This is a genomic window from Thalassolituus sp. UBA2009, from assembly GCF_002335285.1.
In the GTDB taxonomy this organism is placed as follows: domain Bacteria; phylum Pseudomonadota; class Gammaproteobacteria; order Pseudomonadales; family Oceanobacteraceae; genus Venatoribacter; species Venatoribacter alkanivorans.
Genome location: NZ_DDCJ01000067.1, coordinates 47,482 through 74,155, shown reverse-complemented (window position 1 = coordinate 74,155; position 26,674 = coordinate 47,482). Strand labels below are relative to the sequence as shown.

Genomic DNA, 26,674 nt, shown 5'->3' with positions numbered 1-26,674 from the left:
GATGCAATTAATTAACGTAGCCGAAACCGTTGTTCACGGTGCCGATCTGCAGCGCGCAATCAAACAATTTGGCGGTGAACCACAGCAGTGGTTGGATTTATCCAGTGCGGTCAGCCCTTACTGTTGGTGGTCTGAACGTGGGCAGGGGTTATCCTGCCCGGCGCAGTTTATTCACGATTTACCCGGTATTCAGCCTGACTTAAACCGTGCAGTCCGCACCTATTATGGCCATGACGGTTTGCTGGTTCCCGGCAGCCAGCGCGCCATTGCGGAATTACCCGGCTGTTTCAGTCGTGGCAATGTGTGGATTCTGGCCGGTACCTATGGTGAACATGCATTGTGCTGGAAAAAAGCCGGGCATTCTGTGTATGAAAAAACCGCAGACGATATTCGTCAGGCATTTAATGCGGCTACCGATAACGACCACAAATTACCTGATATGCTGGTGCTGGTTAATCCGGGAAACCCCGGTGGTGAACGCTTCAGTGCTGCTGAATTACACGGCTGGGCTGAACAGTTACAGCAACACCAACGCCAGGGGTGGTTGTTGTGTGACGAAGCCTTTATGGATTGTACGCCAGACGACAGCCTGTTAACCCGGACGCTGGCGGATAATATGCTGGTATTACGCTCGCTGGGGAAATTTTTTGGTCTGGCGGGGCTGCGTATTGGTGTGGTGTTTGCCGCGGCCGATGTGCTGCAGAATCTGGCCAACAGACTCGGCCCCTGGCCGGTGGCCGGGCACAGTCTGTGGCTGGCACAACAGGCGCTGAGTGATCATCAGTGGATTGCCCGGCAGCGTGTGCGTCTGAAAAAAAATCATGAATTAATGGCGCAGTGGCTGAACGGTTTATTTCTGGCAGGGGAAAGTGATTTATTTTTTACCCTGAAATTTTCCGATGCTGAACGGGTGCAGACTTTTTTAGCAGAACGCTATATATGGAGCCGCTGTTTTAAACAGCAGCAGTTAATCCGCCTGGGATTGATGGGCGACGATGCCTGTAAACAACAACAGCTACAGCAGGCGCTGAATGACCTGAGAGAATTCCTTTTATGATACTGAATACATTACGGATACCAACCGCATTGATCGTACTGTCTTTCTGCAGCTCTGTGCTGTTTGCTGCGGCAGAAAAAAATCCGGAAAGTCCGGTTGATATGGGCAGTAAGGCATTCAGTCTGACCGACGATGCCGGTACGGTGCATCATTTTTCACAACCGGCGCGGCGCATTGTCAGCCTGATTCCGCACAGCACCGAGCTGTTGTTTTCGGTGGGCGGCGGTGATGCCATCGTCGGAGCCGTGCAGTATTCCGATTACCCGGAAGCCGCAAAAAGTATTCCACGCGTTGGTGGCTATTCGGCCCTGAATATTGAAGCCATTGTGGCCCTTGAACCTGATCTGATTATCGCCTGGCCGGAAGGCAATCCGACCCGCGATTTGTCGCGCCTGAAGCAACTCGGCTATGAAATATTCGTCAGTGATCCGAATACCTACGAAACCATCGCCCGTAATCTGGAAAACTTTGCCACGGCGTCTGGTCATAAAGCAGAAGGCGAAAAGGTAGCGGCCGATTTCCGCCATCAGGTGGCGCAGCTACGGGCGCAGTATTCCGATAAAAAGCCATTAACGGTTTTTTATCAGGTCTGGCATCAGCCATTATTAACCCAGAATGGCGATACCTTTATTTCCCGTGCTATTGAACTCTGCGGTGGCCGTAACGTGTACGCCGATCTGGATATTAAAGCACCTCAGGTCAGTATCGAGTCGGTACTGGAAATGAATCCGGATGTGATTGTTGCCAGCGGCATGGGCGAAAGCCGCCCCGACTGGTTAGACGCCTGGGGGCAGTACCAGCATCTGACGGCGGTTAAAACCAGCAGTCTTTATCATATTCATCCGGATTTATTGCACCGGCCGACGCCGCGTTTTTTACTGGGTACCCGTCAGTTGTGCGAAGCCATGGAGCAAACGCGGAAAAAGCAGCAAACCATGGCTGATTAAGGCCGGGTATACATTATCAGTCTGTCTCGCGCCGCTGTCTGATCCTGATGCCGCAGATCAAGAGGCCGGCAACACTTTTCCGCTACACTGCGCTTAACGTTACTGGTGTGGTGTTCTGTCGGGCACAGCTTAGCTGACGATAAGCGGAGACTGATATGTTGGAAATCTTCACCCGTCTGGCCGACTGGTTGGTATTCGATTTAGCGGGCTTGTCGGCCCAAAGTAAGTGGGGCGATGCGCTGCACTTCTTTGTTGAAGACGTCAGTAAAATCTTTGCTCTGTTACTGCTGATGATTTATATCATCGCGCTGCTCAGAGCCTCGCTGAATGTTGAGCGGGTGCGCGATTATCTGGCGCGCAAACATACCGGGCTGGGCTTATTACTGGGCTCGGCCTTTGGTGCCATTACGCCGTTTTGCTCCTGCTCCAGCATTCCTGTTTTTCTCGGATTTACTTCTGCCGGTATTCCGGTGGGTATTACCATGGCATTTCTGCTGACGTCACCGCTGATTAATGAAGTGGCCGTACTGTTGCTGATGAGCCTGCTCGGCTGGAAATTCACGCTGCTGTATATCGTTACCGGCATGGCCGTCGGCGTAGCCGGTGGTCTGGTATTGCATTTGTTAAAAGCCGAACGCTGGCTGCAGCCTTTTGCCGCCCGTGCTTACAATCAGGCGCAACAGGCCGGTCATACCGGAACCGCGTTCACCGGCAGTATGACTCTGAAAGAACGTCATGAATTTGCCAAAGAAGAAATGACCGATATTTTTTCCCGCGTATGGAAGTGGGTCATCTTAGGCGTCGGTCTGGGCGCCGGGCTGCACGGTTTTGTGCCCGATCAGTGGGTGTCTGACACCCTGGGGCAGGGCGAGTGGTGGTCGGTGCCGGCTGCGGTACTGGCGGGTATTCCGCTGTATTCCAACGCCACCGGGGTGATTCCGGTGATGGAGAGTCTGATTACCAAAGGCCTGCCGGTGGGTACTACGCTGGCGTTTTGTATGAGCACGGTTGCCGCCAGTTTTCCCGAATTTATCCTGCTGAAACAGGTCATGAAAATCCGTCTTCTGGCGCTGATTTTTATCATGCTGCTGGTGGCTTTCACCCTGATTGGTTGGGTGTTGAATGCGCTCACTCCCTATCTGTAAAAAGTCATAGTCGTGGCTAAGGAGCAATAATGAAAGTGATTAAAGTGCTGGGCTCAGGATGCAGTAAATGCGAAAAAACTGCGCAATCAATCAGCGCTATCGCCGCAGAAAAACAAACAGAAATTGAATTAATTAAAGAAACCAGCCCGGAAGCCATGATGAATTATGGCGTTATGCGTACACCGGCGGTGGTGGATGAGCAGCTGGTACACAGCGGCTCGATTCCACACCGTGAGGATATTGAAAGCTGGCTGCAATAACACAGCCAGCCTTACGGGCCTGAGTGATTATTCTTCCAGCTGGGCGCGCAGCATCCAGGCGGTCTGCTCGTGAATGGCCAGCCGCTGGGTTAATAAATCAGCGGTCGGTTCGTCGGATGCTTCCTCCACCAGTTTAAACAGGCTGCGCGCTGTGCGGGCGGTGGCTTCGTGGCCATCGGCCAGAATGCGGATCATCTCTGTGGCCTTTGGCGGCACCTGTGGGGCATCCGGTAATGATGCCAGCTCGGCAAACTGTGCATAGGAACCCGGTGCAACATGGCCAAGCGAACGGATGCGTTCGGCAATCGGGTCGACGGCGTTCCACAGTTCGGTGTACTGGGTCATAAACATGGCGTGCAGGCTGTTGAACATCGGCCCGGTAATGTTCCAGTGAAAATTATGGGTGGTTAAGTACAGCGTATAGGTGTCGGCCAGTAAGCGGCCGAGTCCCTGGCTGATGGCTTCACGGTGTTCGGCACTGATGCCAATATTGACGGTGGTCATAAGCTGCTCCTGCGGTTGCTTTGATAAAAGTAGTCTTTTTGCCTCGCTCTTAACCGAGCGTGGTATCCAAAATCATCATTAAGGCAAAACCGGTCATTAATCCCAGTGTGGCGACGGTCTGGTGGCCGTTGCGGTGTGTTTCCGGAATCACTTCATGGGACACCACAAACAACATAGCACCAGCGGCCAGTCCAAGTCCGATCGGATAAGCGAGTAATAATCCGCCGCCCAGGCTTACGCCCAGTAATGCTCCGACCGGTTCCAGCAAACCGCTGCCCGCGGCAACCAATACCGCAAACAGTGGGCTGAAGCCGGCGGCGCGCAGCGTAAGCGCAACCGCCAGACCTTCGGGAATATCCTGCAGGGCGATGGCCGTCGCCAGTGGCAGACCCACGGTTAAATCACCCTGGGCAAAGCTGACACCTACGGCCATGCCTTCCGGCAGATTGTGCAGAGCAATGGCGAACACAAATAACCAGGCTCTGCCGCAACGTTCATGGCCCGGGCCGCAGGGGCCGGTTTTGTCGTGCTCATGGGGGGTAAATTCATCCAGCCCGAGCATCAGCGCCACGCCCATAAACATGCCGAACACCACAATGAGTCCGCCCTGTGTGGCGCTTTGCAATAACTCCGTACCGGCTTCAATGCCAGGTAACAGCAGCGAAAAAGCCGAAGCGGCGAGCATCATTCCGGCGGCAAAGCCGAGCATGGCATCTTCCGCAGCCTGCGGGATTCTTTTCAGCATTAAGGCGGGTAAAGCGCCCAGCGCGGTGGCGATAAAGCCGGCGCTGCCACCCAGCAAGGCATAACGGCCGAACAGGCTGCTGTCGGTGGTCAATACCTGAATCAGACTCTGCACCAGCAACACGCTGACCAGTGCCAGTGCCGCCGCCAGCGCTGCGGCGATATAAGGGTGCTCAATCGCATGCTGGCGGAAAATCGCCAGCCATTGGTTGTTGGAGCGTTGGCCGATGTCCATGAAAACCTCACTGAGCGGAATCTGCTGTTTGAATCCCCCCATTGTAGAGTGGCTGTTCATAGAAGCTATTTTATTAAAATGATACGTTCATAAGTTTTTAGCTATGAATCAGAGCGGCTGGCGCTGCACAGGTTGCTGCTGGCCACAAAGGCAGCGCCGGGCCACCGCTCTGATGTTGCTGCACCTGGCTCAGGGTTACGCTGCTCAGTTCCGGCAGCCATTGCCGAAGGTGCGTGAGGTGCGGGTCATACCGTTCCAGCTGTTTGTTGAGGTTAAAACAGCGCCCGCCGCGCGGGTCCTGACCGCAACCGGCGATATAGGCCCAGTTGCCCCAGTTACTGGCGACATCAGCATCGATCAGGTGTTGCTCAAAGAAGCGTGCACCAAGGCGCCAGTCGAGCTTCAGTTCATGCATAAAAAAGCTCGCCAGCCACTGACGCATACGGTTGGAGCTGTAGCCGGTGTGGATCAGCTCACGCAGGCCGGCATCAATCACCGGATAGCCGGTGCGCGCTTCACACCAGGCCTGCCAACGTGTGTCAGCGAACGGCTGAGGTGCGGGGTTACGGAACAGCGCAGATCCTTTGAGGCGCAGCGTCCAGTGAAAATACTCGCGCCACAGCAGTTCTTTTTTCAGCCAGCTACTGTGTTCGCTTGCGCCATGCAGACTCTCCCAGCGCACAATATCGGCCCATACCTTACGCACCGATAATGCACCCCAGGCCAGCCAGGGGCTGAGCTGGCTGGCAAAGCGGCTGCCTGCATAAGGATTGTCAGTCTGACTGAGCGGCGCCGTGCAGAGCTGGTTGCGTGTATCACGGTAGTGACGAATGGCATTTTCCCGCCCCAGATAGGCTGCCAGATGGCGTAATCCGGCGTCTTCGCCGCCATGAAAGGTTGTTGCCGGAACGCGCCCGGCCCAGGACGGCACCTGATGCAGCTGATGATCCGGCCACTGTATGGCGGCTTTGAGCGGTGCTTCGAGGGGATCGGCACTGAGCATGGTGGGCGGCAGCGGCGCGGCTATAGCGCCGGGTAAGCCGTGCTTATCGAGCCAGCGGCTGAAGGCGCTATAGCTGTCGGGCCAGTTTTCTGTGTTGAGCAATTCCGCCAGATGTTGCTGGCTAAACAGCGTCTGGGTTTCGTAGGTGCTTACCGGTGCGAAAGCGGCAATGGCATTCAGCCAGTGTTCTTCTTCCGGCGCCTGGGCGACGCTGGTGTGCAGGTGAAACGGCTGTTGGGCATACCAGTCACGCAGCAGGCTGACCGGGTCACCGCCGAGCAGGCTGAGGCGGATATTCTGCTGATACAGACTGCGCTGCACATCAATCAGGCAGGCGCGCAGGAAACGGGCCCTGGCCAGTCCCAGTCGGGTCAGGCCCGGATATTCTGCCGTCGGCTGCTGCCAGTGTTGCGGCAAAATAAACACCACCGCCATACCCGGGCATTCGCCCTGAGCGGCCAGATGCTGAAAAACAGGATGGTCGTGCAGGCGCAGATCGTTGCGCAGCCACACCAGATTGATGGGGCGGGACGTCATCAGAGTTCATCCTCCACGGACGCGGCGGCGCATATATTGGCCGGTGTTTTTTGTGCCCTGTGTTTGCAACCTTTGCTGCAGTACTTCACGTCGTCCCAGCTGCGCGCCCATTTACGCCGCCAGCAGAACGGCCGGCCACAGAGGGCACAGGTTTTGACCGGCAGGTTATGGGGATTACGGAAACCACTCAGCAGGCCCATGGTTACAGAGTCTCCAGATGGATCAGACAGTGCTCCGCCCGGGCCAGAATCGCCTGCTGTTTGGCTGGCGCCATACGGTCGTAACTGCGGTACATCATGGCCATGCGTGGATTGGCGGCGAATTGCCCGCGGTGGCGGATTAAAAAGTGCCAGTACAGGCTGTTGAACGGGCAGCTGTCGGGCTGCTCGCTGGTTTTCACGTTGTAGCGGCAGTGGCCGCAGTAGTCTGACTGGCGGGCAATGTAACTGCCGGAGGCGCAGTAGGGTTTGCTGCCCAAGAGACCACCGTCGGCGTGCATCATCATGCCCAGCGTATTCGGTAATTCCACCCAGTCGTAGGCGTCGGCGTACACGGCCAGATACCAGTCGCAAATCTCCTGCGGGCGGATTCCGGCCAGCAGGGCGAAATTGCCCGTCACCATTAAGCGCTGAATGTGGTGCGCGTAGGCGTTAGCGAAGGTGGTGCGGAAGCACTCACTCATGCAGTGCATCTGCGTTTTTCCAGTCCAGTAAAACCAGGGCAGCGCACGCTCGTTGTGCTGGCTGTTACGCCCGGCGTACTCCGGCATAAAGGCCCAGTAAATACCGCGCACGTATTCGCGCCAGCCGATGATCTGGCGGATAAAGCCTTCCACCGCCGCCAGCGGCGCCTGACCATGGTAATAAGCGGCTTCGGCGGCTTTGCACACTTCCAGCGGGGTCAGCAGGCCGCAGTTGAGGTAGGGCGACAGCAGGCTGTGAAACATAAAATCAGCGCGTTCGCCCAGGCTGTTGTGGCTGACCATGGCGTCCTGATAACGGCCGAAGTGCGCCAGGCGGTGCTGAATAAAGTGCTGCAGTGCAGTGAGTGCCTGCTTCCTCGTAGTCGCCCAGCGGAAGGGCTGCAGCTGGCCGGGGTGGCGGTTGTCTGGCCCGGCGAAGCGCGTGCTTACCAGCGCCAGCACCTCGGCATCAATGGCATCGCGGCTAAAGCTGAGCGGCGCTGGTACCGGTACTTCGCCCTTATAAGCTGCGCGGTTATCGGCATCGAAATTCCATTGCCCGCCGACGGGCTTGTCACCGTCCATCAGCAGACCGGTTTTGCGCCGCATATCGCGGTAAAAGTATTCCATACGCAGCTGTTTGCGGCCGGCAGCCCAGTGCGCGAAGTCGGCGGGCGGGCAGATAAAACGGTCGTCTTCAAATACGCTTACCGGGACGCCAAGCGTTGCTGACCACTGATTATCCATCGCTGTTTGCAGGCGATATTCTCCGCAGCGTGTCAGCATCAGGCCGCTGCAGTGCTGTTCCTGCAGGGTTCGGCGAACAACATCGAGCAGGCTGTGGTCATTATCCGGTGCATCCAGCGGACGGTAGATTACGGTCCAGCCGGCACGGCGCAGCTCCTCGGCAAAATGGCGTATAGCCGAGAACAGCAGGGCAATTTTCTGCACATGGTGGGCAACGTAGGTGGCTTCTTCAGCGACCTCGGCCATTAACAGCACGTCCCGCTGCGGATTCAGTGCGCGCAGACTGGCCAGTGATGAGCTCAGCTGATCGGCGAGGATAAGACCCAGATATTTCATTAGTTATACAAGAATCTGTTTATGTACAATTAGTGTATAGCTTTTTATGTGTATTGCCAGTGAAGACTCATCCGCTGCAGGTTATTTTTTGTTGGTCATCAGGGGCGCTGCAGCAGCTCAGCTATGCTTATCGGGCAGCGGCATATCGGGGGTTTATATGCTCAACACTCGTATTCAGCATGGCGAATTTGTACTCAGTACCAACGGTAATATTCTGGTTGCCCGTTTGTCCGGCAGCTGGAATGAAGAAGCGGCCAGAGCCTTTGACCGTCACTTCCGCGAACATGCCGCCGGGCTGGCCTCTGCGCCCTGGGGCCATATGGTTTTACTCGATGACTGGCAGTTAGGCGTGCCGGAAATGGGGCCGGTGATTGAGGCGCTGGTGCACTGGTGTATTGATAATGGTCTGCGGCGCGCAGCTCATGTGTACCAACCATCGCTACTGAAAAAACTGCAGCTTGAGGATTTGGTCACCGGCTCTGAGCAAGGTTTTCAGCGCCGGGCATTCAGCAGTGTTGATGTGGCTCTGGCCTGGCTGAAAGAAGAAGGGTTTGAACTGAATGATGAACTGGACCCACTGCTAGGAGCCGACAGCCATCAGGGCAGATCATAACTCTGGCGGATAGCACGGATCACTTCCGGGTTCTCACGCATAAAGCGGTCGAAGCGTTCAATCAGGCGGGGATGACGGATACTGGAAAGGTGGTAAGCATAACGGTAGGGGGCAATGTCTTTCAGCATGGTCAGTTGCAGCGGTTGTGTGCGTCTGGCGGCCGCTTCCTGTGCTACCCGGACGTTGAAGTAGATACCGTCGATGCGACCGGATTCGAGCATTTTCAGCAGCTGCTCCATCCCCGTGACTTCGGTCAGGGCGATATCTCCGCGACTCAGGGCAGAGCTGATGCCCGGTGTGGTAAATCCCATAATGGTGCCGACATTGCGCACCGGTCCCTGGTGATCGTTGAGTATCATTACGGCTTCACTGACCTGGAATACCGGCTGACTGTAGTGAATGGTGAGGCCGGCTTTCAGGTTTTCTGACCACTGCGGATTATCGGGAAATTTGAAGTCGAGCTGGTTATGAGTGAACTGCAGAAACAGGCGTGGCACCGGTAACGGGTGATAGTCGGCTAACAGGTGCGCATCGGCGAGAAAAGCATCCAGCAGATCACGTGCCATGCCGCTGTAGCGCTCATCCTGCATATGGTAATAGGGAGCGTAGTCGGTGGTTTCTACGCCGATCAGCAGGGTGTCGGGTGCTGCATTTGCCGATACCGGCGCGAACGCCTGATCGCCTGCCAGTGGCCCGGCGGTAGCGGTCAGTGTCAGGCAGCTCAGTATGAGCAGGCACAGATGCAAAACAGTATTCATATATTGGTTATTTGTTAGCCAATGTATCAGAATATTAGCAGAAATATGTGTCCGGACTCATAACTGAGCATGACTTTAATCCGTCAATCGCCACCGTCTGTACTTACGGACTTTCCTCGCCCTGTGTGGCCTTCTATGATGCTGGCCTTTTTCCTGCCGGATACCCTTGCATGAGCCTGATGCCCGACCCGACTTCACAACGCCACTGGCACCTGTTCTGCCGGGTGATCGATAACTTTGGCGATATTGGCGTGTGCTGGCGTCTGGCGCGGCAACTGCACCAGCAACATGGTCAGCAGGTAACGCTTTGGGTGGATGACCTGAGCAGTTTCCGCGCGTTATGCCCGGCGCTGGATTGCTCTCTGGCAGAGCAGCAACAGCAGGGGATTGTGATCCGGCACTGGGCTGAAGATTTTCCACTGCTCAGCCCGCAGCAGACCGGTGATGTGGTGATTGAAGCCTTTGCCTGTGAGTTGCCGCAAAGCTATATCGCAGCCATGCAGCAGCGTGAGCGCACGGCCTGCTGGATCAATCTGGAATATCTGAGCGCCGAAGACTGGGTGCCCGGTTTTCACCTCAGTCAGTCGCCGGTGCACGGGCTGAGCAAAACCTTCTTCTTTCCCGGTTTTGTTCAGGGCACCGGCGGCCTGTTGTGCGAACCGGAACTGGCACTATTGCCACAGCAGATGGCCGAAGGTGCGGCACGTCAGGCGTTTCTGAGCAGCTTTGGTCTGGCTCCGGCTCTGGCAGATTGTGCGCTGCAGATCAGCCTGTTTGCCTACGAAAATCCGGCCCTGGCCGGTTTGCTGGATGCGCTGCAGGCCTGGCCGCAGACAGTACACCTGCTGGTTCCGGCAGGACGGGTATCGGCGGGGCTGGATGACTGGCTGGGTGAAACGACGCAGGCCGGGCACACCTATCAGCGCGGCAGGCTGAGTATTTCGCTGCTGCCGTTTATGTCACAGCCACAATACGACCAGCTGCTGGCCATGTGTGATCTGAATCTTGTGCGCGGAGAGGAATCCTTTGTCCGTGCGCAGATGCTGGGCAAGCCTATGTTGTGGCATATCTACCGCCAGGAAGAAGATGCGCATCTGGATAAACTGGAGGCTTTTCTTGGCCTGTATTGTGACCGCAATAACCTGTCAGACCGCGTGCTGACGGAGCCTCTGGTGGGGGCATTCCGGCACTGGAATCAGGCACCGGAGAGTGCGTCGACAGCAGGCGCTGAGGCGCATGAACACTGGCACGGGCTGCTGCAACAGCTGCCAGCATGGCAGACCCATGCTGTTGCCTGGCAACAGCGGCTACAGGCGCTTGGCGACCTTGCATCAAATCTCGTGCATTACGCCACGGATCGGGTATAGTGCAGCGCATTTTTAACGACTGATATCCGGTAATTCTCTATGAAAACTGCTAACGAATTTCGTGCCGGTCAGGTACTGAGCCTGAACGGTCAGGCATGGGTTGTCCTGAAAGCTGAATTCAACAAATCCGGCCGTAACGCCGCTGTTGTAAAAATGAAACTGAAGAACCTGCTGACCGGTGCGTCGCAGGAGCCGGTTTTCAAGGCTGATGACAAGCTGGAACCCATCATTCTGGAACGCAGCCAGGTAACCTACTCTTACTTCGCAGATCCGCTGTACGTGTTTATGGACGAAGAGTACAACCAGATCGAAGTGGAAAAAGAAAACCTGGGAGACACCTTGAACTTTATGACCGACGGTATGACCGACGTATGTGAAGCGGTTTTCTACGAAGGCAAAGCCATCAGCATCGAACTGCCTACCACCATCGTCCGTACTGTGTCTTACACCGAGCCTGCGGTTCGTGGTGATACTTCCGGTAAGGTGATGAAAATGGCCACTCTGGAAAACGGTTATGAACTGCAGGTTGCTGCGTTCGTTGAAATCGGTGATGCCATCGAAATCGACACCCGTACCGGTGAATTCAAAGGCCGTGCAAAAAACTGATTGGTTTTTTGCGTGCATAAAAAAAGCTGCTCCGGCAGCTTTTTTTATGTCTGTCTGAAAAGGACGGGTGTTGTTTTTCAGCTCATATAATAGGTGCGGATCGTCAGTTTTCCGAAGGCATGGTCACACATTTTTTCGTGTACCCGCATATCGGCCGGCAGGTTCTGATAGGCCGCTTCGGTCAGCAGAATTTCCCAGGCAGCAGCGGTGTCTTCTCCCAGCTTGCTGGCTTCATTAACCGGGTCGCCGAAAATTTCGCGGTCATGAAAATTAAGCAACTCACCAAAGGCAATACCTGCGGCAATTTCAATATCGTGATGCTGCGGAAATTGCTGATTATCCTGCTTCAGACGCTGACGGATTTCGCGCAATGCATTCAGGGCAGAAGCGCTGTCGGCAAATAATACAAAGGCATCGTCAGCCACGTATTTAATCAGCGTACCATTAAACTGTGTGGTAACGGTTTCAACGATATCCTGCATACGCTGAATTAATGTCAGGTAATAAACAATGCCTTTTTCTTTGGTAATGGCCGAGAAGCGGCTCATATCGGTAATTAATACCGCCGCGGTTGTGCCATAGGCCTGCCATACCGCCTGTGCCGATTCCGGGCAGCCATGGCTTAAGTGATGTTGCTGCAGCAATTCTGCCAGCGGTGAGTGATCATTAACCCGCATCGTGAGTTCCTGATTTTTAGTCCCTTGCCTGATGTTAATCCGTCATGTTATTGCCGGATTCCGTGAGCGATAACAGCGCGTATGTTATTACATCAGCAGGCGTCTGTCCCCGGCGTTCTTTTTACCGGGAGGATATGTCTGTATGGGAGCGGATTTCCGTTGAGTAACCGATGATCGGCATTGGCGGGCATTAATGCACGCAGGTGATCCTGTGTACATTAATGCCGGATTTTCAGCTCAGACGAAAGCTTTGAATCATGGTTTTTAATTTGTCGGCGATATTTGCCAGCTCCGACGATTTACTGCCGGTCGATTGGGCGGCTTCGCGGGTATAGACTGCAATTTCCTTGGCTTCCTGCAGGTGTTGATTAATTCCACTGATAACGGTGCTCTGCTCTTCACTGGCGGCTGCAATTTCAGAGTTCAGATCGTTAACGGTGTTCAGGCTGCCGAATAATCCCAGAGTCTGTTCGTTGGCTTTGGCGAAGGATACGGCCATGGATGCGCTGGCCTCGGTGCTGTTGGTCATGGCCTCAATTGAACGACTGGCGCTTTGTTTCAGGTTTTCAATCAGCCCCTGGATTTCTCCGGTACTGCTCTGGGTTTTACTGGCCAGGTTGCGCACTTCGTCGGCGACCACAGCAAACCCACGGCCCTGTTCTCCGGCCCGTGCCGCTTCGATGGCTGCATTAAGCGCCAGCAAATTGGTTTGTTCGGCGATGCCACGGATTGTCTGCAGAATGCCGTAGATACCGTCGACCTGAGCACTCAAGTTGCCTACGTCGCGATAATGCCGGTCAGATCATTAAACTGGCCATTCAGGGCGCGGATATCGTTGCTCAGGATTTTACCATCACGATCAACGTCGGAAACCTGATTGTGCGCTTCCTGCACATTCCGGGCGATGTCGCTGGAAGCCGTGATCAGTTCATTGGTGGCGGAGGTAACATTCACCATAATGCAGCTCAGATTTGCTGCTTGGGTTAAATTACCGTCGGCATTTTTCTTCAGCACCGAAGTGCTGTTATTCTGTCCGTCGGATACCTCATTAATCCCTTTACTGTGGGTTCAATGCGATTTATAAAATGGTTCAGGCCATTTCCCAGCGCGCTGAGTTCGTTCATATCCCGTGCCTGCAGGCGATAGGAGAGCGGGGTAGCGGGATCGGCGATGCGGATAACACCTTCAGCCAGATTATTCAGACCGGCGGTAATGCGTTTAACGCTGGTCAGCGCAACGAAAACCAGAACCGGAATCGCGATTTCGGCTTTTTCATAAAAAATTGTCTCCAATTCGCGGCTGATGAGCGTGCGCAAAGCGTCTTCATCCGGAACCGCTGGCATAGCGACGATCTGCGGCTGAGGCTGTCGACCAGGTAATCGCGTTGGGCAAGCATGTCGATGACCGCTTTCGTGATGGTCACAAACAGCGTCGGCTGGGCCGGAAGGGCAGAAGCAATGATCCGTTTTCGTTGGGCGCTCATATCAGCTGTCCGTTGGATAGGTAGTAATACTGATAATCCTAGTAGCAACTTCCGTAGATGCCCGGTTTACGGATAAACCGCGCTGCAGGCTTGCCACATTGGCAGCTTTGGTCCTGAGTGGGACCGGAAACAATTGACCATTACACTGGTTGCACCCCTAAAAAGTCGATGGCGTTGATGTATGATCTTGCGCGCTTTCATCGACTTCATTTTAGGTCGTAATTGGAATATGTAACTTCGGATATATCGTATTTTCTGTAAAAATCGATGCTATTTGTTAAACCCTAATTGGTTAGATATATATTCTACGCGATCTGAAACCTTACCTTTCACAACCGTGTAAGCAATGTCACGCTGGTTAAGTTCTTTCTCGTACCACTCCTGTTGACGTTGGCGGAACGCCGGATCTTGCCGCGTACCATCCTGAACAAAGTCAAAATCTGCGGCACACAGAAATACGTGGTCATAGTGTCGGGTGGCTAGCACTTCTAACGCTGGATCTACGCGGTCAAACAAAACCTGGGAATATAGAGCTGTGGTGAGTGGGCTGGTATCGCATACGAGCCATTTATTGGCTTTTTGTGCGAGAGCCTGTTCACGAGCGACCTGAGTTTGTCCGATATGGAGCATATCTTCGAATATAAGTTTGCCATTGCGCTCATCCCAGCACTCCCGACCATATTCTGGTGCCCATTGTGTCGCTAACTCCGAAGCCAGTGCTTCTGCCAACGTCGTTTTACCCGTGGACTCGCCACCAAGCAGCAGAATTCGTTCTACAAAATCGGCGTAGACTTCAGGTGCCATAAAGTGCCTCAAACTGTGCGGGCCAGCGCGTAGCTGTGTCCCGGATACGGGAATCTTCTGTCGATAGCGATCGACACTTTGGTGTACCGTCTCTGGAGCTTGAGGATCTGTTTGGCGAAAGTACTTCGTGAGTTCGGCTGCAAACCCATCTCCGTAATCTTCACTGGTGAATACTGCGTCTATGTGAGTATTAAACAGGTGCTGACATAGCCAGCCGCAGAAGTAGCGGTGGTCGTTGTCAGGGGCATCGTTGTCAGGGATATCCGGCGGGTTGTCTATACCCTGGCTAGTGGCGGCGCGTTTTAATTCGCTTTGATCCAGAACCAATATTGGCAGTTTTGGGAAGCGTTGGCGCAGCCAGGATTCGCGACGGGAGCGATTGCATTCCGGCAGCTCGGGTTCACTGTACGAAATCAGATAAAGATTTTCACATTCCGCCTGAGCCTGAGTGATCAGAAATTCGTGACCTAAGTGCAAAGGACTGAATTTTCCGACCACCAGACCGTTGATAAAGCGTTGCTGGTTAAGCTGGGGCATTGGCTGATGTCGTTGCGTCTATATCTTTTGTGAACAGTGAGCGCCAGTAGAAGAATGCGATGATGGCATTCACCCAATAGCAAGCGTACAGGAAAGACGTGAGATACAGCTCGCGACTAGCGAAAAGGGGCACTGCAATGGTGTTGACCAGAAGCCAGAACCACCAGGCTTCGAGGCGGCGCTGCATCAGTAACCATTGTGCAATAACGCTGAATGTCAGGACAAGTGAATCCAGAAGTGGTGCATAGGCATCAGTGAAACGGTGGAGTATTAGTGCGTATAACGAGGCGACAAGCAGACCAAGCGGTGCAATTAGTGCAACATGGCGCAGACCTGCACGGGTGACTGGCCTTGCCTGACCATTATTTCCGCGTCGCCAATGCATCCAGCCATAAGCACTGGTGGCAACAAAAAATATCTGCAGCGTTACATCGGCATAAAGCTGAGCCTGAAAGAACAGTAGCCCAAACAATACACAACCAATAATGCCGGTCCACCATGTGTGTACGCTGTTACGCCCAGCCAGCAGAATAGAAATGGTGGTTATCAGATTGCAGGCGATTTCCAGCGCACTCATTGCAGTGTTCCTTCTTTAAGGTTGCTTGTGTATTGCATAATTTTGTCTTCGCTCCCAATGGACTTTACCGAAATCGGCTGGTTTCCAAAGACAGACGCTAAAGCGTCAAGGCTGGCGGTTGAGTAATGCATAGAGACCGGTGCTAGGGATAAACAAAGTGAGCCGTCCGCGTCCTGATGCAATCCGAACTGAGCCAATGGCAGTGATTTTAATGCGTGAGTGATGTCGATATTGTTGACCCAATCTCCGCTTTGCGTAAGGAATCTCACCGGACTACGTCCGCTAAGACCTGTAAGCAAAGGGCCTTCTGGCGAGTAGGCGAGTGAAGCGTAATCGCCAGTACGATAACGCAGTAGTGGCAGGCAGAAGTTAAATCCACCGGTCAGTGTAATTTCGCCGCGTTGACCCGGGGGGACGGGTTTACCTTCAGTATCTAGAATTTCGACATACAATTCCGGCTGGAGTAAGAGATGTCCATTGAGATTTGCATCAAATACTGCGACTGGACCAGATTCATTCAGCGAATAAATGTCGAGCACGGGGGCGCTGAAATGGGATTCAAATTCATTCTTCAGGCCTTGCGATAACATCATTCCAACGGAAATGAGCGCCTTCGGACGGGTACTTAATGGCAAAGTTTTCAGCGCGCTCAGGGACAATGGATCACCCGTATATATTTCGGCGTTCAGTGCATCAAGATAGGCTTCACGGTCAGAAGGGCTAGTCCAGTCGTCTGGGTGCAGATTGATCTTTGCCAGGCCCGACTCGCCCAATTGTGGAGTGACAGAAATATACGTGAAGCAACGACGTTGATGACCAACCAGAACAACCCCTACTTGTTCAGGTCCTTCGCTTAGTTCAATTCCGAACCGGCGGAGTGCCCGGCGATGAAAGCACAGATATGTCGCAGCGATACGGGGATGTGAAGGTAACAATAATGGATTGCCACTGGTGCCTGTGGTCTGAAAATTGATCATGCGATCGAGTGGGGCGCTGTCAGGCACAAAGGCGGTAATGTCGCGACTGAAATCCGCTCGGGTCACTGGAGTTATGTCGGTAAATTGGGGCACTTGTCCCTGCGACCGGTAAAATGGGACGTCGTGATACACGTTATCAACAAATGTATTCAGCCATTGTGGAAGTTGACGATCATTCCAGTCGACGCTGCTGTTATTCAGTTTTCGCTCGTAGTCAGCCAGCAGGTTCAGGTCGTCGGAGGTCAGCTTATTGCCGCTACTATTGCGGTAGATTGGTGCCTGCGGATGTTCGCGAAGAAATTTGAGCATCCGGGCGCCGTCTTCGCTCAGAGTAGGATAACGTTCCGGGTCGAAATACGAATTCATTCCCGTGTCCACTTGTCGGCAGATTCTGCAGCCGCCTGCTTTGCGAGAGCTTCACGGATAGCCCGTGCGCGGGCTTCTGCTTCGCGACTTTCCTGCAGCAGACGATTGCGCTCAGTCGTGCTCAGGGCACTGAGACGATCTGTCGCTTGTGTAATACTTTCGCCAGCGGGGCGGTAGTCGAGACGCGCCAGAAGGAAACGCGCAAATTCTTCACGGCGATCACTGTCATTAATGTATTTGGTTGCCGTACAGACATCGGCGAGTTGCTGTATCGCCTTATCGAGCAGGGACAGCAGTGCATCGGCATCATGTAATGTGCTCTTAAACCACTCATCGTTCAGTACCCAGATGGCCAATGCTACCAACCTCAGTCGGTTGTGATCCTTTTCTGCATGACTGCCAATGAATCTCTGCAGTTGTTCAACAGTGGCCTGATGGCCGACCTGGCGGAGAATATCGTGCACCAGCGCGGCAACTGCGAGGTCGCCACGGCCATGCACCTTCGGATCATCCAGAAAATCTGCTGGTGTGGCAGATATCCGGCGCAACAGGTGTTGCAGATCTGGTCCAATGTTATTCACGCTGAAATCCTTGTCATTGAGTTCACCGGGATTATTCCGCGTTAAATTTGGCTGATGGGAGAGTAACTGAGCGCTGACCATAGTGCCGGTGGGAGAATTCACGGGCAAATTCGAGCAATTGAGCAAGATCTGTCACGGCATAAATCTCCCAACCTTGCTGATCCCGTGCCTTGCGCAGGTCGTTTGCGTAGGTGGCGTTCTGTGTTGTCCATTCGCGATACAGGTTCAGAGCCATGGTGCCGCCGGCACGGCCCTTTTCCAGAGCCATTGCAGCGATATCCCAACCGCTGTTGCCCCGCTCATCCTGATCAAACATGGTGGTGATACCGTCATCGGATATGTGCAGGATATGACAGTCGCGATCCTGGACATCACGCTGGGCAAAGGTGTCGCGCAGTTTGTGAATCGGAAACGCTGTAGCCCCTCCGAAATGGCCGGTTAATATACTCAGAATGCTGTCTTCGTCACGAACGAATCCTGTGGTGGAGATACACTGGTGTTTGCCGCTCCATAACGTGGCTTGCACGCGCGCTCCGCTGCGTAGAGCCGACAGACAGATAACGGCTCCCGCGAGAGCCATATAAGAAATACGTTGCTGCGGGGTTGGCATAGAGCCTGAGCTGTCGACATAGATATCCAGATCCACTGGGCGTGTCGCAGGTTCTGCACTCGCCACCATGCCATACCGGCGTTTCAATGTGGTAATTCCTGGCACTGGCTGTGGTGAATAGCTGAGGCTCTGTAGCCAGTCGATTTCGTCCAGAGCGTCACCCATCTCCCATACATCGAGTCCTTCCATCAGTGGCTCCAGAGTCTGTGGTGCCGCACGTTTAGGAAATGGGATCAGATAGGGTAAAGCGGCTTCGCGGTAGTAGCGGACAGCCAGTTCATGGTCGGTGAGCTTCAGGCCTGCTGCACGCAGAATTTCGCCATATTCGAACGGTTCCCGGCGTTGTCCCCGGCCGGGAATTATCTGTTCATCCCGTGGAGTGTCTGATGCTGCTTCTTCATCGGGTTCAATGCCTGTGATCAGAGGGTCTTCCGACGGGTGTAACTGCGGCACCTTTTCATCATCGTCAAAATCAATCAGACCTGTGGGTTCGCAGTCCTGACTTGCTGATTGAGTATCCATGAGTTGTTGAAGAGCTTTTTCCTGCGCTTCTTTTTCCTGCTCTGCCGCATGCAGATAGGGCAGCAGTAACGCGGCAAATCGCGCTCCACCGGTCAACCAGTCATTGGCGTACACCCGCACCAGACGCGCTCCCAGCCACGCATGAGTATTGAACAGACTGTCTTCGACCATTACGCCGAGCGCACCGCGATCAAGTTGCCATAAAACTTCGTAAATCCGCAGGTAGAGGGCCCATACTCTTGGCTTCCGTATAGGATCGTCATGATCGACCAGGCGTTGATAGATGGCGTGCATACGCAGCCCGCTTTGTCGTTGCAGGCGATCGTTGATCAGCAGGTCGGTATAGAGGTTCGCCACCATTGGCGCGTGTTGCTCAAGTGTTGGCAGGCCCTGGCGGATTCGTGCCAGCAGTCGATAGTGATCACTGGCGTTGGCCGGAGCTAATACATGGTGGCCGATTTCGTGGGCCAGAACCTCTACTGCATAATCTTCCAGTTTCAGCCTTTCTATGCCTTCGAGATCGACGACCACACTCTGATCGGATAGCCGGATCATGGCGAAACTGCTGGTTAATCCTTCTTTGGCTGCAGTTACGGACGATTGACAGAGGTTAGGATCAGACAAGCGCGTGAATTGACTCCAGACGGCCAGAGCCTGCGGCCATGCTGATTGCCAACGTTCCAACAGTGAAAGGGGCTTTGCAGATCCAGTCATAATAAGGGCACGATACTGATGGAAAAACTGTAGGGCGAAGTCAGTGCAGCAGTGTATGCATTCCAGGCCAGTTGTAACCCATCGGCAGGTAGCGGAATGACAATCGAAGAATTCGCATAGATCAGAGTATTGGCACTTAGCTTGGGTGATCTGCCTTCCCTTGCCGCATGTCCGGCACTGACAAATTCAGCTAGGGTCGCCGGTAGCAATACAGCACCAAAGCCATCGGCGATCAGCTGGAAACAACGGTCGCTGCTTTTGACGATAAAGCCATCGTTGGTTGCACGTACTTCGGGTGGCTCTGCAAACTGTCCTCCAAGCCCGGTGAACGCGCCTACCTCAAGAGCCTTGTCTGAGCGCGCTATCAGCCAGGGATTCTGTTCTGCAAGTCGCAGTTGTTCCTGCACGTCACGCTCTGGCGCCAAATCAAGCAGCGTGCAACCGATATGTGGAAGACGTGCTGCCGCTTGTAATGCAGGCAAGCGGAAGTGAGCTGCACCAGCGCGCCAGGCCGCGAGCACTCCGAGTTGCAGCAGATCATCGGGAGCGGTAAGGCTACTACCGTATTTTTTGAGTAGTTCCAGCCATTGATTAGGGCGGGCAGCGGGCAGAGCTTCGAGATTGAGCAGTGCATTGCACAAGGCGCTGATCAATCTCGAAGGGCGGTCAGCCATAGCCGATGTCAGGGTTGGTAGGGTGTCTTGCCATAACGCTGCGAGTAACTTCCCCCGGGGGTGAGCGCCTGTCAGTTCGCGGCCCACGAGATCCAGCGCAATGTCGAACGCCGAGCTGGCAAAAGCACCGCGGTTTGCCGCGTCGATACTGACGATCACCGGATCGACGCACTCTTGCAGAAACAGGCTGAATACATCGGTATTAAAACCGCGGTAGCGGTGGCGAGCTTCGGCGACCCGGGCATTAAACTGCGGCCTGCCAGCACGCAGCAGTTCAGCAAATTCGGTAGAAATACTCATCGTCGCAACTGCAGCCAATGCAGATAATTGGTGTAACGCTGGTGCAGATATTTCAGTTTGAGTAAGTCATCGTAGATATGGCCATAGAGCTTCCGGCCTTTACACCATTCTCCGACCAGTCGCTCGATTCTGCCTATTCTTGTCCGGACTTCACTTTCCGTGAGCCCATCTAACCCAGCAGAAAACTCGAGATCAAGTTGTTGCACCGGATCATCGTGATCCAGGCCCAGACGTTCAAATTCTGCATTGGAGAGATCAAACAGATGGCGTAGCCAGCTTATGCTGTCTGAACGGAAGGCGGCATTTTGAGGTAACGCGAAAAACGGTGCATCCAGGTCGGGCGTCAATTTGTCGTTCAAAACGAACGGCAGAATCTGACGCAGATCTTCGAGCTCGACAGAGGTGTTGCCGCGGAAATAGGCCAGCGACTTAGCGTAAATAATAAGCGTCATCAGATTGCGCACCGACAGGCCATTCAGGGTCTGGCAGCCGAGGTCTTTGAGACGGTCACGACCGTTATCGGCCGCGACCAGTTGTGCCCAATCGATGGCCGCTAATCGGGCAGTGTCTTTGGTCATGTACTCGAACTGAGCACCGGCGGCTTCTGACAATTCAAACTGACTGGAGAAAAACTCCAGACGGCGGCGCAGCGGTGGCGGCAGTTCGATCTTAAGAATATCCGCGTTCATCTGATCAATTTCGGCTTCAGTGAACACAATGTCTTTCGGAACCACTTCTTCTGGTCGCAATCCTTCTTCTATTCGCACCAGTAGTTCGCCAAGAAAGCGTGGATTGAACGCCAGTGCCTGTACTATCACATCAATACGGTCGCGCAGTGCCTCAATTACCTGATAGGTGCCGCCACCCTGATCGTCATTTGCGGTTAGATACCAGGCGGAATCCGGGCATTCGAAAACATGGTTCAGCACTTCGGCGTAGTTGTCGCCCATGACCGTTAGCAGTGCGCTCTGAGTGCGGGTTGGGATGCGGTTATATTCGTCGATGATCTTGACCCGCATGCCCAGCCAGTTGCGCCAGGCTATACGGATGTCTTCCATACGCTGGGCACCGACGAGATCCGCGGGTAGAGGATTTCCCAGCAGATCCGCGATCGTCATTTGTGGATGGCCGTGCTGCATGGCCCTGCGTACTTCTTTTACCGGGTATCCGGCGAGTACGCCCATGAGAATGGCACTGGCTGTTTTACCGCGCCCCGGACCGCCGACAAACAAACACTTACGCCGGGTAGCGAAGGTAAGCAGAGGGAGTAACACGTAACTTGAATAGCTCTGTGCTGACGGCAGTGTAAGGCGTCTTTTGCTGTCACCGACAATGAAACTCTGTGGTGGAGTGAGGTTATATTCAATGTCGTAGTGCGGACTGATGATCGCACTGTTCACAATCCAGAAATACGCCTGACGCAGCTTCTCATCCAGAGCGATGGCAGCTGGTGCCGGATCAAACTCGGATTGCAAAGGGCCCTGATAGAGATCCGCCACATCAAACTGCTTCGGTTGGGTGACTCGTTGCGGATTGGTGGGGGCAGCAGAAACGCGTTGGAAAATTTTGAAAGGCATCAACTATCCCTTTTGCGGTACTGTATTCGCATTTTCTTTTAAACAAGGATGATGCGTCAGCTCGCTTAGATTCGCAATTGGGCCGGAGAGTTATTGGGGCTGCATCGAGATATTTAAATTAAAAATTATCATCAAGTTTGACTCGTCAGGTTCTATTCATTTGCTAGATTTCATAAATATAATCAAGAAAATAAAAAGCCCCTGATGCGAGTTCTATGGGGGATTGCACTCGGTATATCAATGTACCTCGCCCTTCGGGCTGCTTCGCAGTGCAAAACGGCTGTCCAGCCTTTTTTGGAACCCAACTGTGGCAGGTGCAGAATCCCCGCTTCAGCAAGTAAAAAAGGCCCGGCGCTTTCGCGTCGGGCCTTCTCTATTTGTATGGTGGAGATGGCGGGATTTGAACCCGCGTCCGCCAATCCTCCACTAGAGGATCTACATGCTTAGCCGTCTCTATTGATTTAGTTCGTCACGGGCCGAGGGGCAGGCCGTTCAGAACGAGCTCGATTAAGTTTAACTCTTTGGCTACGAGCGAAGCCTCCAAGCGATCCTATAAGACGTCGCCCTCGTCCCCCGGCTATAGGAACCCGAGTTCGGAGGTAAGCGGGCTTAAGCCGCTAGTGCGTAAGTTTCGTCGTTTGCGACTATAACTATGTATAACGTTTATTTACGAGATCGCTATACACTCTCGGCATGCACCCATAGCTTTGTAATCAACGTCGAATCCTAATCATCCCCGAATTCGTCGCCTGACAACGTGCTCAGGTCTTAGTGTCTTATATGAGGACAAACCGGTGTTTTTCAACCCCTGCCTGTCCGCAAACAAGATAGGTGAGCTTACCACAGTTTCCTGACGGCTGTCAGCGGGTGGTGTGCTTCATGATCCGTTCTTTTTGTTTGGCCCAGTCGCGGTCTTTGGATGCATCGCGCTTATCGTGGCTTTGCTTACCTTTGGCCAGAGCAATTTCTGCTTTGACGTTGGGGCCTTTCCAGTAAATCGCAGTGCAGACGCAGGTGTAGCCTTTGGCCTGAATTTTCTGGTTCAGACGGTCGATTTCACGACGATGCATCAGCAGCTTACGTTCGCGCCGTGGCTCGGTAACGATATGCGTTGAGGCTTGTTTCAGCGGAGTGATCAATGCGCCGCTCAACCAGGCTTCGCCTTTGTGCATGACGATATAGGAATCAACCAGCTGACATTTGCCTTCGCGCAGTGCTTTTACTTCCCAACCGGTCAGCACCAGTCCGACTTCCAGTTTGTCTTCCAGGAAGTAATCGTGACGGGCTTTTTTGTTGAGGGCGATCGTGCCGCCATTCGTTTTGGGTTTTTTCTTGGTGCTCATGATCGCGAGTATAACTGACGAAGTGTAGAAAAGGCAGTAGCTGTCGTGTGGCTTTGGGTTGAGGCGAACGAGCAAATCCCGGACAATACGCCGAAATGAGGATTGGGTAAAAAGAACGATGAGCGCAGACAAACGCGGAATGCACGGGATTTGGGGTAATCGCTGGACATTTATTCTTGCCGCAACCGGATCAGCTGTAGGCCTGGGGAATATCTGGAAGTTTCCTTATATGGCAGGCGAGAATGGTGGTGGTGCCTTTGTATTGATGTACCTCCTTTGTATTCTGAGTGTCGGTATACCGGTGATGATGGCCGAGGTATTGCTGGGTCGCAAAGGTCGTATGAGTCCGATTAATACGATGCGGGAAATGACCAATAAAGAGAATGCTCCACATGCCTTTCGCGGCATCGGCTGGATGGGTGCCGTTGCGGGTTTCTTTATTCTGTCTTTTTACAGTGTGATTGCCGGGTGGACTCTGGCGTATGTGGGGAAAATGGCCAGCGGTGAATTTTCCAGCGCTACGGCAGAAGTTACCGGTGATGTTTTTGGCCAGTTGCTGAGCGATCCCTGGATGCTTACCGGCCTGCATACAATCTTTATTTTGATGACAGGTGCCGTGATTGCCCGTGGGGTTAAACATGGCCTTGAGAATTCTGTCCGTATTCTTATGCCGCTTTTATTCGTGATGCTTGTACTGTTGCTTGGTTACAGCATGACAACACCTGGTTTTTCGCAGGGGTGGAGTTTTTTGTTTAATTTTCAGACAGCGGCGCTTACATCCGATGCACTGGTCTCTGCTTTGGGACATTCCTTTTTTACCCTGAGTTTGGGCATGGGCGCCATCATGGCGTACGGCGCTTACATGCCTGCCAATGCGTCGCTGGGCAAAACCATATTAGCGGTTGGTGTTCTTGATACGCTGGTTGCTCTGACGGCCGGTCTGGTCATCTTCCCTATTGTATTTTCTTATGGGCTGGAACCGGATTCCGGTCCTGGTTTGCTGTTTCAGACCCTGCCTATCGCCTTTGGTAATATGCCGGGCGGAGCAATGATTGGTACGCTGTTTTTCCTGTTGGTACTTATTGCGGCCTGGAGCTCGGCCATTTCAATTGCGGAACCTGCCGTTGCATGGGCGGTTGAACGTGGCTGGGGTCGCCTGCGGTCAACCATCATTGTCTGTGGTTTTGCCTGGTTGCTCGGATTAGGAACGGTGATGTCGTTCAGTGATTGGAGCGGCAAGCAAATTTTTGTGACTGAAACCGTCAGTCATGCCGTGAATGCTGAACTCGTGGCAGAGGACGAAGCCGCGACAGAAGCGGAGGTTGTGAGTACAAAGTTTCATTGGTACGCCGATGTTAACGAGCTGAAAGCTGCAGCGGCCGAGGGTTTCGTTGTTAAGACCGAAGGTAAAACCTTCTTTAATGTGCTTGATTTTCTGACCACCAATCTGATGATGCCGCTTGGCGGATTGCTGATTGCGATCTTTGTTGGCTGGTTTATGACACGGGAATCGGTCGCTGCTGAAGCGCGTGTTAAAAGCCCGGTACTGTTTAATCTCTGGCGGTTTATGGTGCGTTACATTTCACCGGTCGCTATTTTCTTTATCTTTATAGAAGGCCTCGCCTGAGGCTTCGGAGCAGTTGGCGCGAATGACCAGTATTACGCGTAGTGCGTTGGTAATGTATAGCGCTGAGCAGATGTTTGATCTGGTCAATGATGTGCGTCGTTACCCTGAGTTTCTTAATGGCTGTCAGGCGACCGAAGTGCTGGCCGAGGGCGACGATTTTATCGAAGCCCGGCTGACCATCGCCAAGGCCGGGGTGAACCAAAGCTTCAGCACCCGTAACACGTTACAGCGTCCGCTGCGTATGGAAATGCGTTTGGTTGATGGGCCTTTCTCGCACTTTCATGGTGTTTGGCACTTTCAGCCGCTGTCGGACGAAGCCTGTAAGGTTTCATTGGATATGGATTTCAGTGTGGGCAATAAGCTGGCCGGAGTGGCACTGGGAGCGGTTTTTAAACAGGTCGCCAATATGATGGTGGATGCCTTTGTTAAGCGAGCAAAAGAAATTTATGGCTGACATGATTCGCGTTGAAGTGGCTTATGCTTTGCCGCACAAGCAAAAAATCCTCAGTGTTGAGGTAGAGGAAGGCACCAGTATGCTTGATGCTGTGCGCCAGTCGGGTATCGAAGCTGAGTTTCCGGAGCTGGTGCTGGCAGAGGCTAAATTCGGGATTTTTGGTAAAGCTTCACGGGCACCGGAAAGTGATGTGGTGCGTGAAGGTGAGCGTATTGAGATTTATCGACCGTTGCTCATTGATCCTAAGCAGGCGCGGGCTAACCGGGCGGCCAAAGCGCAGAAGTAAGTGTGATACACGCCAGTGAGCACAGACACATAGTATAAAAAAGCCAGGCGCTGCCTGGCTTTTTTATGGCTGAAATGGCTGCTCTCAGATGTCTGTCGGTACGGTATTCACTGACGTTTCTTCTTTTGGCAGCGTTTTCAGTTGATCTTCTTCTTTAAATCCCTGATCGGGCAGGGTGCCGGTATAGTGGGTGTAGTTACCCTGGGCATCAAAGTAGACACTGATGGTATAGTTTTTAATCACTTTATCGCGCTGTTCCAGAGTGTAAAGGTAGTCCCAACGCTGTTGCTCGAATGGATTGCGTACCACAGGATTACCCATAACATACGCCACCTGACGGGCATTCATGCCGGGTTTAAGCTGTTCCAGCATGTCGGCGGTGACGATGTTGCCTTGCTGCACGTTCAATTTGTAGACCCCTGGGAAGACACAGCCGGAAAGGGTTGCAAAACCGAGTAAAAGGGTCAGAATTGAGATTCGCATAATAATAGGTGTTGTCTCTTAGTGCGTTGTAGTTGCATTGTTGTTGCGTTGTGACTTAGACCCGCGATAATACCCGATAATTCAAGTTGCTGTGAAATATTCGAGGAAAGCAATGTCCGATCAGAACGTGGAGTTGCGTAAAGCAGGCCTTAAAGTCACTTTGCCACGAGTGAAAATCCTGAGCATTCTGGAAACCAATATCGACGCTCATATGAGTGCCGAAGATGTTTATAAATCCCTGATTGAAGCGGGTGAAGACGTTGGCTTAGCAACGGTTTACCGGGTTTTAACTCAGTTTGAAAGCGCAGGTCTGGTGACCCGTCATAACTTTGATGGTGGTCATTCTGTGTTTGAACTGGCGCGTGGTGAACACCATGACCATATGGTGAATGTTGATGATGGTACGGTGATCGAATTTACCAATGCGCAGATTGAACGTCTGCAGCATGAAATTGCTGAAGAGCACGGCTTTGATCTGGTTGAGCACAGCCTGGTGCTGTACGTTCGCAAAAAGAAATAAGCCTGTATTGTTGTGCATAAA

30 protein-coding genes and 1 other RNA gene are annotated in these 26,674 nt (G+C 53.3%); 11 read left to right on the top strand and 20 right to left on the bottom strand.

Annotated features, from left to right (window positions below; all coding sequences use genetic code 11):
- The first annotated feature begins 1 nt into the window (after window position 1).
- The 4 genes from B3P58_RS08150 (at window position 2) to B3P58_RS08135 (ending at window position 3,409) form a co-directional block, all read left to right on the top strand.
- Window positions 2–1,057 carry an aminotransferase class I/II-fold pyridoxal phosphate-dependent enzyme gene (locus B3P58_RS08150; protein ID WP_286716891.1) on the top strand — a complete coding sequence of 352 codons (1,056 nt, stop codon included), beginning with the start codon at window positions 2–4 and terminating at the stop codon, window positions 1,055–1,057.
- Window positions 1,054–2,004, top strand: a complete 951-nt coding sequence (locus tag B3P58_RS08145; RefSeq protein WP_286716889.1) for a cobalamin-binding protein — start codon at window positions 1,054–1,056, stop codon at window positions 2,002–2,004. Before B3P58_RS08150 ends, B3P58_RS08145 begins: the two co-directional genes overlap by 4 nt.
- Window positions 2,005–2,159: 155 nt before the next feature.
- A complete protein-coding gene (locus B3P58_RS08140; protein WP_286716887.1) occupies window positions 2,160–3,149 on the top strand; it encodes a permease in 990 nt (329 codons plus the stop codon).
- A 29-nt stretch (window positions 3,150–3,178) separates the two neighbouring features.
- The gene (locus tag B3P58_RS08135; RefSeq protein WP_286716886.1) at window positions 3,179–3,409 is read left to right on the top strand and encodes a thioredoxin family protein; all 231 of its coding nucleotides are present in this window, start codon (window positions 3,179–3,181) and stop codon (window positions 3,407–3,409) included.
- 27 nt (window positions 3,410–3,436) lie between these two features.
- Here B3P58_RS08135 and B3P58_RS08130 read toward each other — a convergent pair whose 3' ends face one another.
- Genes B3P58_RS08130 through B3P58_RS08110 form a run of 5 tightly spaced genes read right to left on the bottom strand, consistent with a single transcriptional unit; the run spans window position 3,437 to window position 8,197 of the window.
- Window positions 3,437–3,913 (bottom strand): Dps family protein, encoded by a 477-nt coding sequence (locus tag B3P58_RS08130; protein WP_286716884.1) that lies wholly within the window; start codon window positions 3,911–3,913, stop codon window positions 3,437–3,439.
- Between the two features lie 49 nt (window positions 3,914–3,962).
- Window positions 3,963–4,952, bottom strand: coding sequence for a ZIP family metal transporter (locus B3P58_RS08125; RefSeq protein WP_286716883.1), 990 nt, complete (start codon window positions 4,950–4,952; stop codon window positions 3,963–3,965).
- 37 nt (window positions 4,953–4,989) lie between these two features.
- Window positions 4,990–6,432 carry an FAD-binding domain-containing protein gene (locus tag B3P58_RS08120; protein ID WP_286716882.1) on the bottom strand — a complete coding sequence of 481 codons (1,443 nt, stop codon included), beginning with the start codon at window positions 6,430–6,432 and terminating at the stop codon, window positions 4,990–4,992.
- The gene (locus B3P58_RS08115) at window positions 6,432–6,632 is read right to left on the bottom strand and encodes a DUF2256 domain-containing protein (RefSeq protein ID WP_286716881.1); all 201 of its coding nucleotides are present in this window, start codon (window positions 6,630–6,632) and stop codon (window positions 6,432–6,434) included. Before B3P58_RS08115 ends, B3P58_RS08120 begins: the two co-directional genes overlap by 1 nt.
- 2 nt (window positions 6,633–6,634) lie before the next feature.
- Window positions 6,635–8,197, bottom strand: a complete 1,563-nt coding sequence (locus tag B3P58_RS08110; protein ID WP_286716880.1) for a cryptochrome/photolyase family protein — start codon at window positions 8,195–8,197, stop codon at window positions 6,635–6,637.
- Between the two features lie 157 nt (window positions 8,198–8,354).
- Here B3P58_RS08110 and B3P58_RS08105 point away from each other — a divergent pair, with 157 nt between their 5' ends.
- Window positions 8,355–8,810, top strand: a complete 456-nt coding sequence (locus tag B3P58_RS08105) for a hypothetical protein (protein ID WP_286716879.1) — start codon at window positions 8,355–8,357, stop codon at window positions 8,808–8,810.
- Here the strand turns inward: B3P58_RS08105 and B3P58_RS08100 are convergent.
- Window positions 8,795–9,568, bottom strand: coding sequence for a transporter substrate-binding domain-containing protein (locus B3P58_RS08100; RefSeq protein WP_286716878.1), 774 nt, complete (start codon window positions 9,566–9,568; stop codon window positions 8,795–8,797). The two genes, B3P58_RS08105 and B3P58_RS08100, sit on opposite strands and share 16 nt — an antisense overlap.
- Before the next feature lie 170 nt (window positions 9,569–9,738).
- Here B3P58_RS08100 and earP point away from each other — a divergent pair, with 170 nt between their 5' ends.
- Both earP and efp read left to right on the top strand, forming a co-directional pair.
- Window positions 9,739–10,935 carry an elongation factor P maturation arginine rhamnosyltransferase EarP gene (earP, locus tag B3P58_RS08095; protein ID WP_286716876.1) on the top strand — a complete coding sequence of 399 codons (1,197 nt, stop codon included), beginning with the start codon at window positions 9,739–9,741 and terminating at the stop codon, window positions 10,933–10,935.
- Between the two features lie 39 nt (window positions 10,936–10,974).
- Complete coding sequence (efp, locus tag B3P58_RS08090) at window positions 10,975–11,541, top strand: elongation factor P (RefSeq protein ID WP_145466170.1); 567 nt, start codon at window positions 10,975–10,977, stop codon at window positions 11,539–11,541.
- A gap of 77 nt (window positions 11,542–11,618) precedes the next feature.
- Here the strand turns inward: efp and B3P58_RS08085 are convergent, their stop codons facing one another.
- From B3P58_RS08085 to smpB, 13 genes are all read right to left on the bottom strand, one after another.
- Complete coding sequence (locus B3P58_RS08085; RefSeq protein ID WP_286716874.1) at window positions 11,619–12,218, bottom strand: adenylate/guanylate cyclase domain-containing protein; 600 nt, start codon at window positions 12,216–12,218, stop codon at window positions 11,619–11,621.
- 232 nt (window positions 12,219–12,450) lie between these two features.
- Window positions 12,451–12,990 (bottom strand): methyl-accepting chemotaxis protein, encoded by a 540-nt coding sequence (locus tag B3P58_RS08080; protein ID WP_286716873.1) that lies wholly within the window; start codon window positions 12,988–12,990, stop codon window positions 12,451–12,453.
- A gap of 5 nt (window positions 12,991–12,995) precedes the next feature.
- Window positions 12,996–13,175 (bottom strand): hypothetical protein, encoded by a 180-nt coding sequence (locus tag B3P58_RS08075; protein ID WP_286716872.1) that lies wholly within the window; start codon window positions 13,173–13,175, stop codon window positions 12,996–12,998.
- A 50-nt stretch (window positions 13,176–13,225) separates the two neighbouring features.
- Window positions 13,226–13,561 carry a hypothetical protein gene (locus B3P58_RS08070; RefSeq protein WP_286716870.1) on the bottom strand — a complete coding sequence of 112 codons (336 nt, stop codon included), beginning with the start codon at window positions 13,559–13,561 and terminating at the stop codon, window positions 13,226–13,228.
- Window positions 13,562–13,971: 410 nt separating this feature from the next.
- Complete coding sequence (locus B3P58_RS08065) at window positions 13,972–15,042, bottom strand: AAA family ATPase (protein ID WP_145466164.1); 1,071 nt, start codon at window positions 15,040–15,042, stop codon at window positions 13,972–13,974.
- On the bottom strand, window positions 15,029–15,619 hold the full coding sequence (pnuC, locus tag B3P58_RS08060) for a nicotinamide riboside transporter PnuC (protein ID WP_145466162.1): 591 nt from the start codon (window positions 15,617–15,619) through the stop codon (window positions 15,029–15,031). The genes B3P58_RS08065 and pnuC overlap by 14 nt, the downstream gene beginning before the upstream one ends.
- Window positions 15,616–16,962 (bottom strand): AMP-binding protein, encoded by a 1,347-nt coding sequence (locus tag B3P58_RS08055; protein ID WP_286716868.1) that lies wholly within the window; start codon window positions 16,960–16,962, stop codon window positions 15,616–15,618. Before B3P58_RS08055 ends, pnuC begins: the two co-directional genes overlap by 4 nt.
- Window positions 16,959–17,543 (bottom strand): hypothetical protein, encoded by a 585-nt coding sequence (locus B3P58_RS08050; protein WP_286716867.1) that lies wholly within the window; start codon window positions 17,541–17,543, stop codon window positions 16,959–16,961. The genes B3P58_RS08055 and B3P58_RS08050 overlap by 4 nt, the downstream gene beginning before the upstream one ends.
- A 31-nt stretch (window positions 17,544–17,574) precedes the next feature.
- A complete protein-coding gene (locus tag B3P58_RS08045) occupies window positions 17,575–19,230 on the bottom strand; it encodes a hypothetical protein (protein WP_286716866.1) in 1,656 nt (551 codons plus the stop codon).
- Window positions 19,231–19,385: 155 nt separating this feature from the next.
- The gene (locus tag B3P58_RS08040) at window positions 19,386–20,363 is read right to left on the bottom strand and encodes a hypothetical protein (protein WP_286716864.1); all 978 of its coding nucleotides are present in this window, start codon (window positions 20,361–20,363) and stop codon (window positions 19,386–19,388) included.
- Window positions 20,360–21,940: an AAA family ATPase gene (locus B3P58_RS08035; protein WP_286716863.1), complete on the bottom strand. Its 1,581-nt coding sequence runs from the start codon at window positions 21,938–21,940 to the stop codon at window positions 20,360–20,362. The genes B3P58_RS08040 and B3P58_RS08035 overlap by 4 nt, the downstream gene beginning before the upstream one ends.
- Window positions 21,941–22,322: 382 nt before the next feature.
- Window positions 22,323–22,678: a transfer-messenger RNA gene (gene ssrA / locus B3P58_RS08030) on the bottom strand.
- A gap of 122 nt (window positions 22,679–22,800) precedes the next feature.
- Window positions 22,801–23,283 (bottom strand): SsrA-binding protein SmpB, encoded by a 483-nt coding sequence (gene smpB, locus B3P58_RS08025; RefSeq protein ID WP_145466151.1) that lies wholly within the window; start codon window positions 23,281–23,283, stop codon window positions 22,801–22,803.
- 118 nt (window positions 23,284–23,401) lie between these two features.
- Between smpB and B3P58_RS08020 the strand changes: the two genes are divergently transcribed.
- Genes B3P58_RS08020 through B3P58_RS08010 form a run of 3 tightly spaced genes read left to right on the top strand, consistent with a single transcriptional unit; the run spans window position 23,402 to window position 25,650 of the window.
- A complete protein-coding gene (locus B3P58_RS08020; protein WP_286716860.1) occupies window positions 23,402–24,910 on the top strand; it encodes a sodium-dependent transporter in 1,509 nt (502 codons plus the stop codon).
- A gap of 22 nt (window positions 24,911–24,932) precedes the next feature.
- The gene (locus tag B3P58_RS08015; protein ID WP_260974974.1) at window positions 24,933–25,364 is read left to right on the top strand and encodes a type II toxin-antitoxin system RatA family toxin; all 432 of its coding nucleotides are present in this window, start codon (window positions 24,933–24,935) and stop codon (window positions 25,362–25,364) included.
- Window positions 25,357–25,650 carry an RnfH family protein gene (locus B3P58_RS08010; RefSeq protein ID WP_260974973.1) on the top strand — a complete coding sequence of 98 codons (294 nt, stop codon included), beginning with the start codon at window positions 25,357–25,359 and terminating at the stop codon, window positions 25,648–25,650. Before B3P58_RS08015 ends, B3P58_RS08010 begins: the two co-directional genes overlap by 8 nt.
- A gap of 84 nt (window positions 25,651–25,734) precedes the next feature.
- Here B3P58_RS08010 and B3P58_RS08005 read toward each other — a convergent pair whose 3' ends face one another.
- On the bottom strand, window positions 25,735–26,052 hold the full coding sequence (locus B3P58_RS08005; RefSeq protein WP_260975244.1) for an outer membrane protein assembly factor BamE: 318 nt from the start codon (window positions 26,050–26,052) through the stop codon (window positions 25,735–25,737).
- 193 nt (window positions 26,053–26,245) lie between these two features.
- On the opposite strand from B3P58_RS08005, the gene fur reads away from it, so the two are divergent.
- The gene (gene fur, locus B3P58_RS08000) at window positions 26,246–26,653 is read left to right on the top strand and encodes a ferric iron uptake transcriptional regulator (RefSeq protein WP_145466140.1); all 408 of its coding nucleotides are present in this window, start codon (window positions 26,246–26,248) and stop codon (window positions 26,651–26,653) included.
- The last annotated feature ends 21 nt before the right edge of the window (window positions 26,654–26,674 follow it).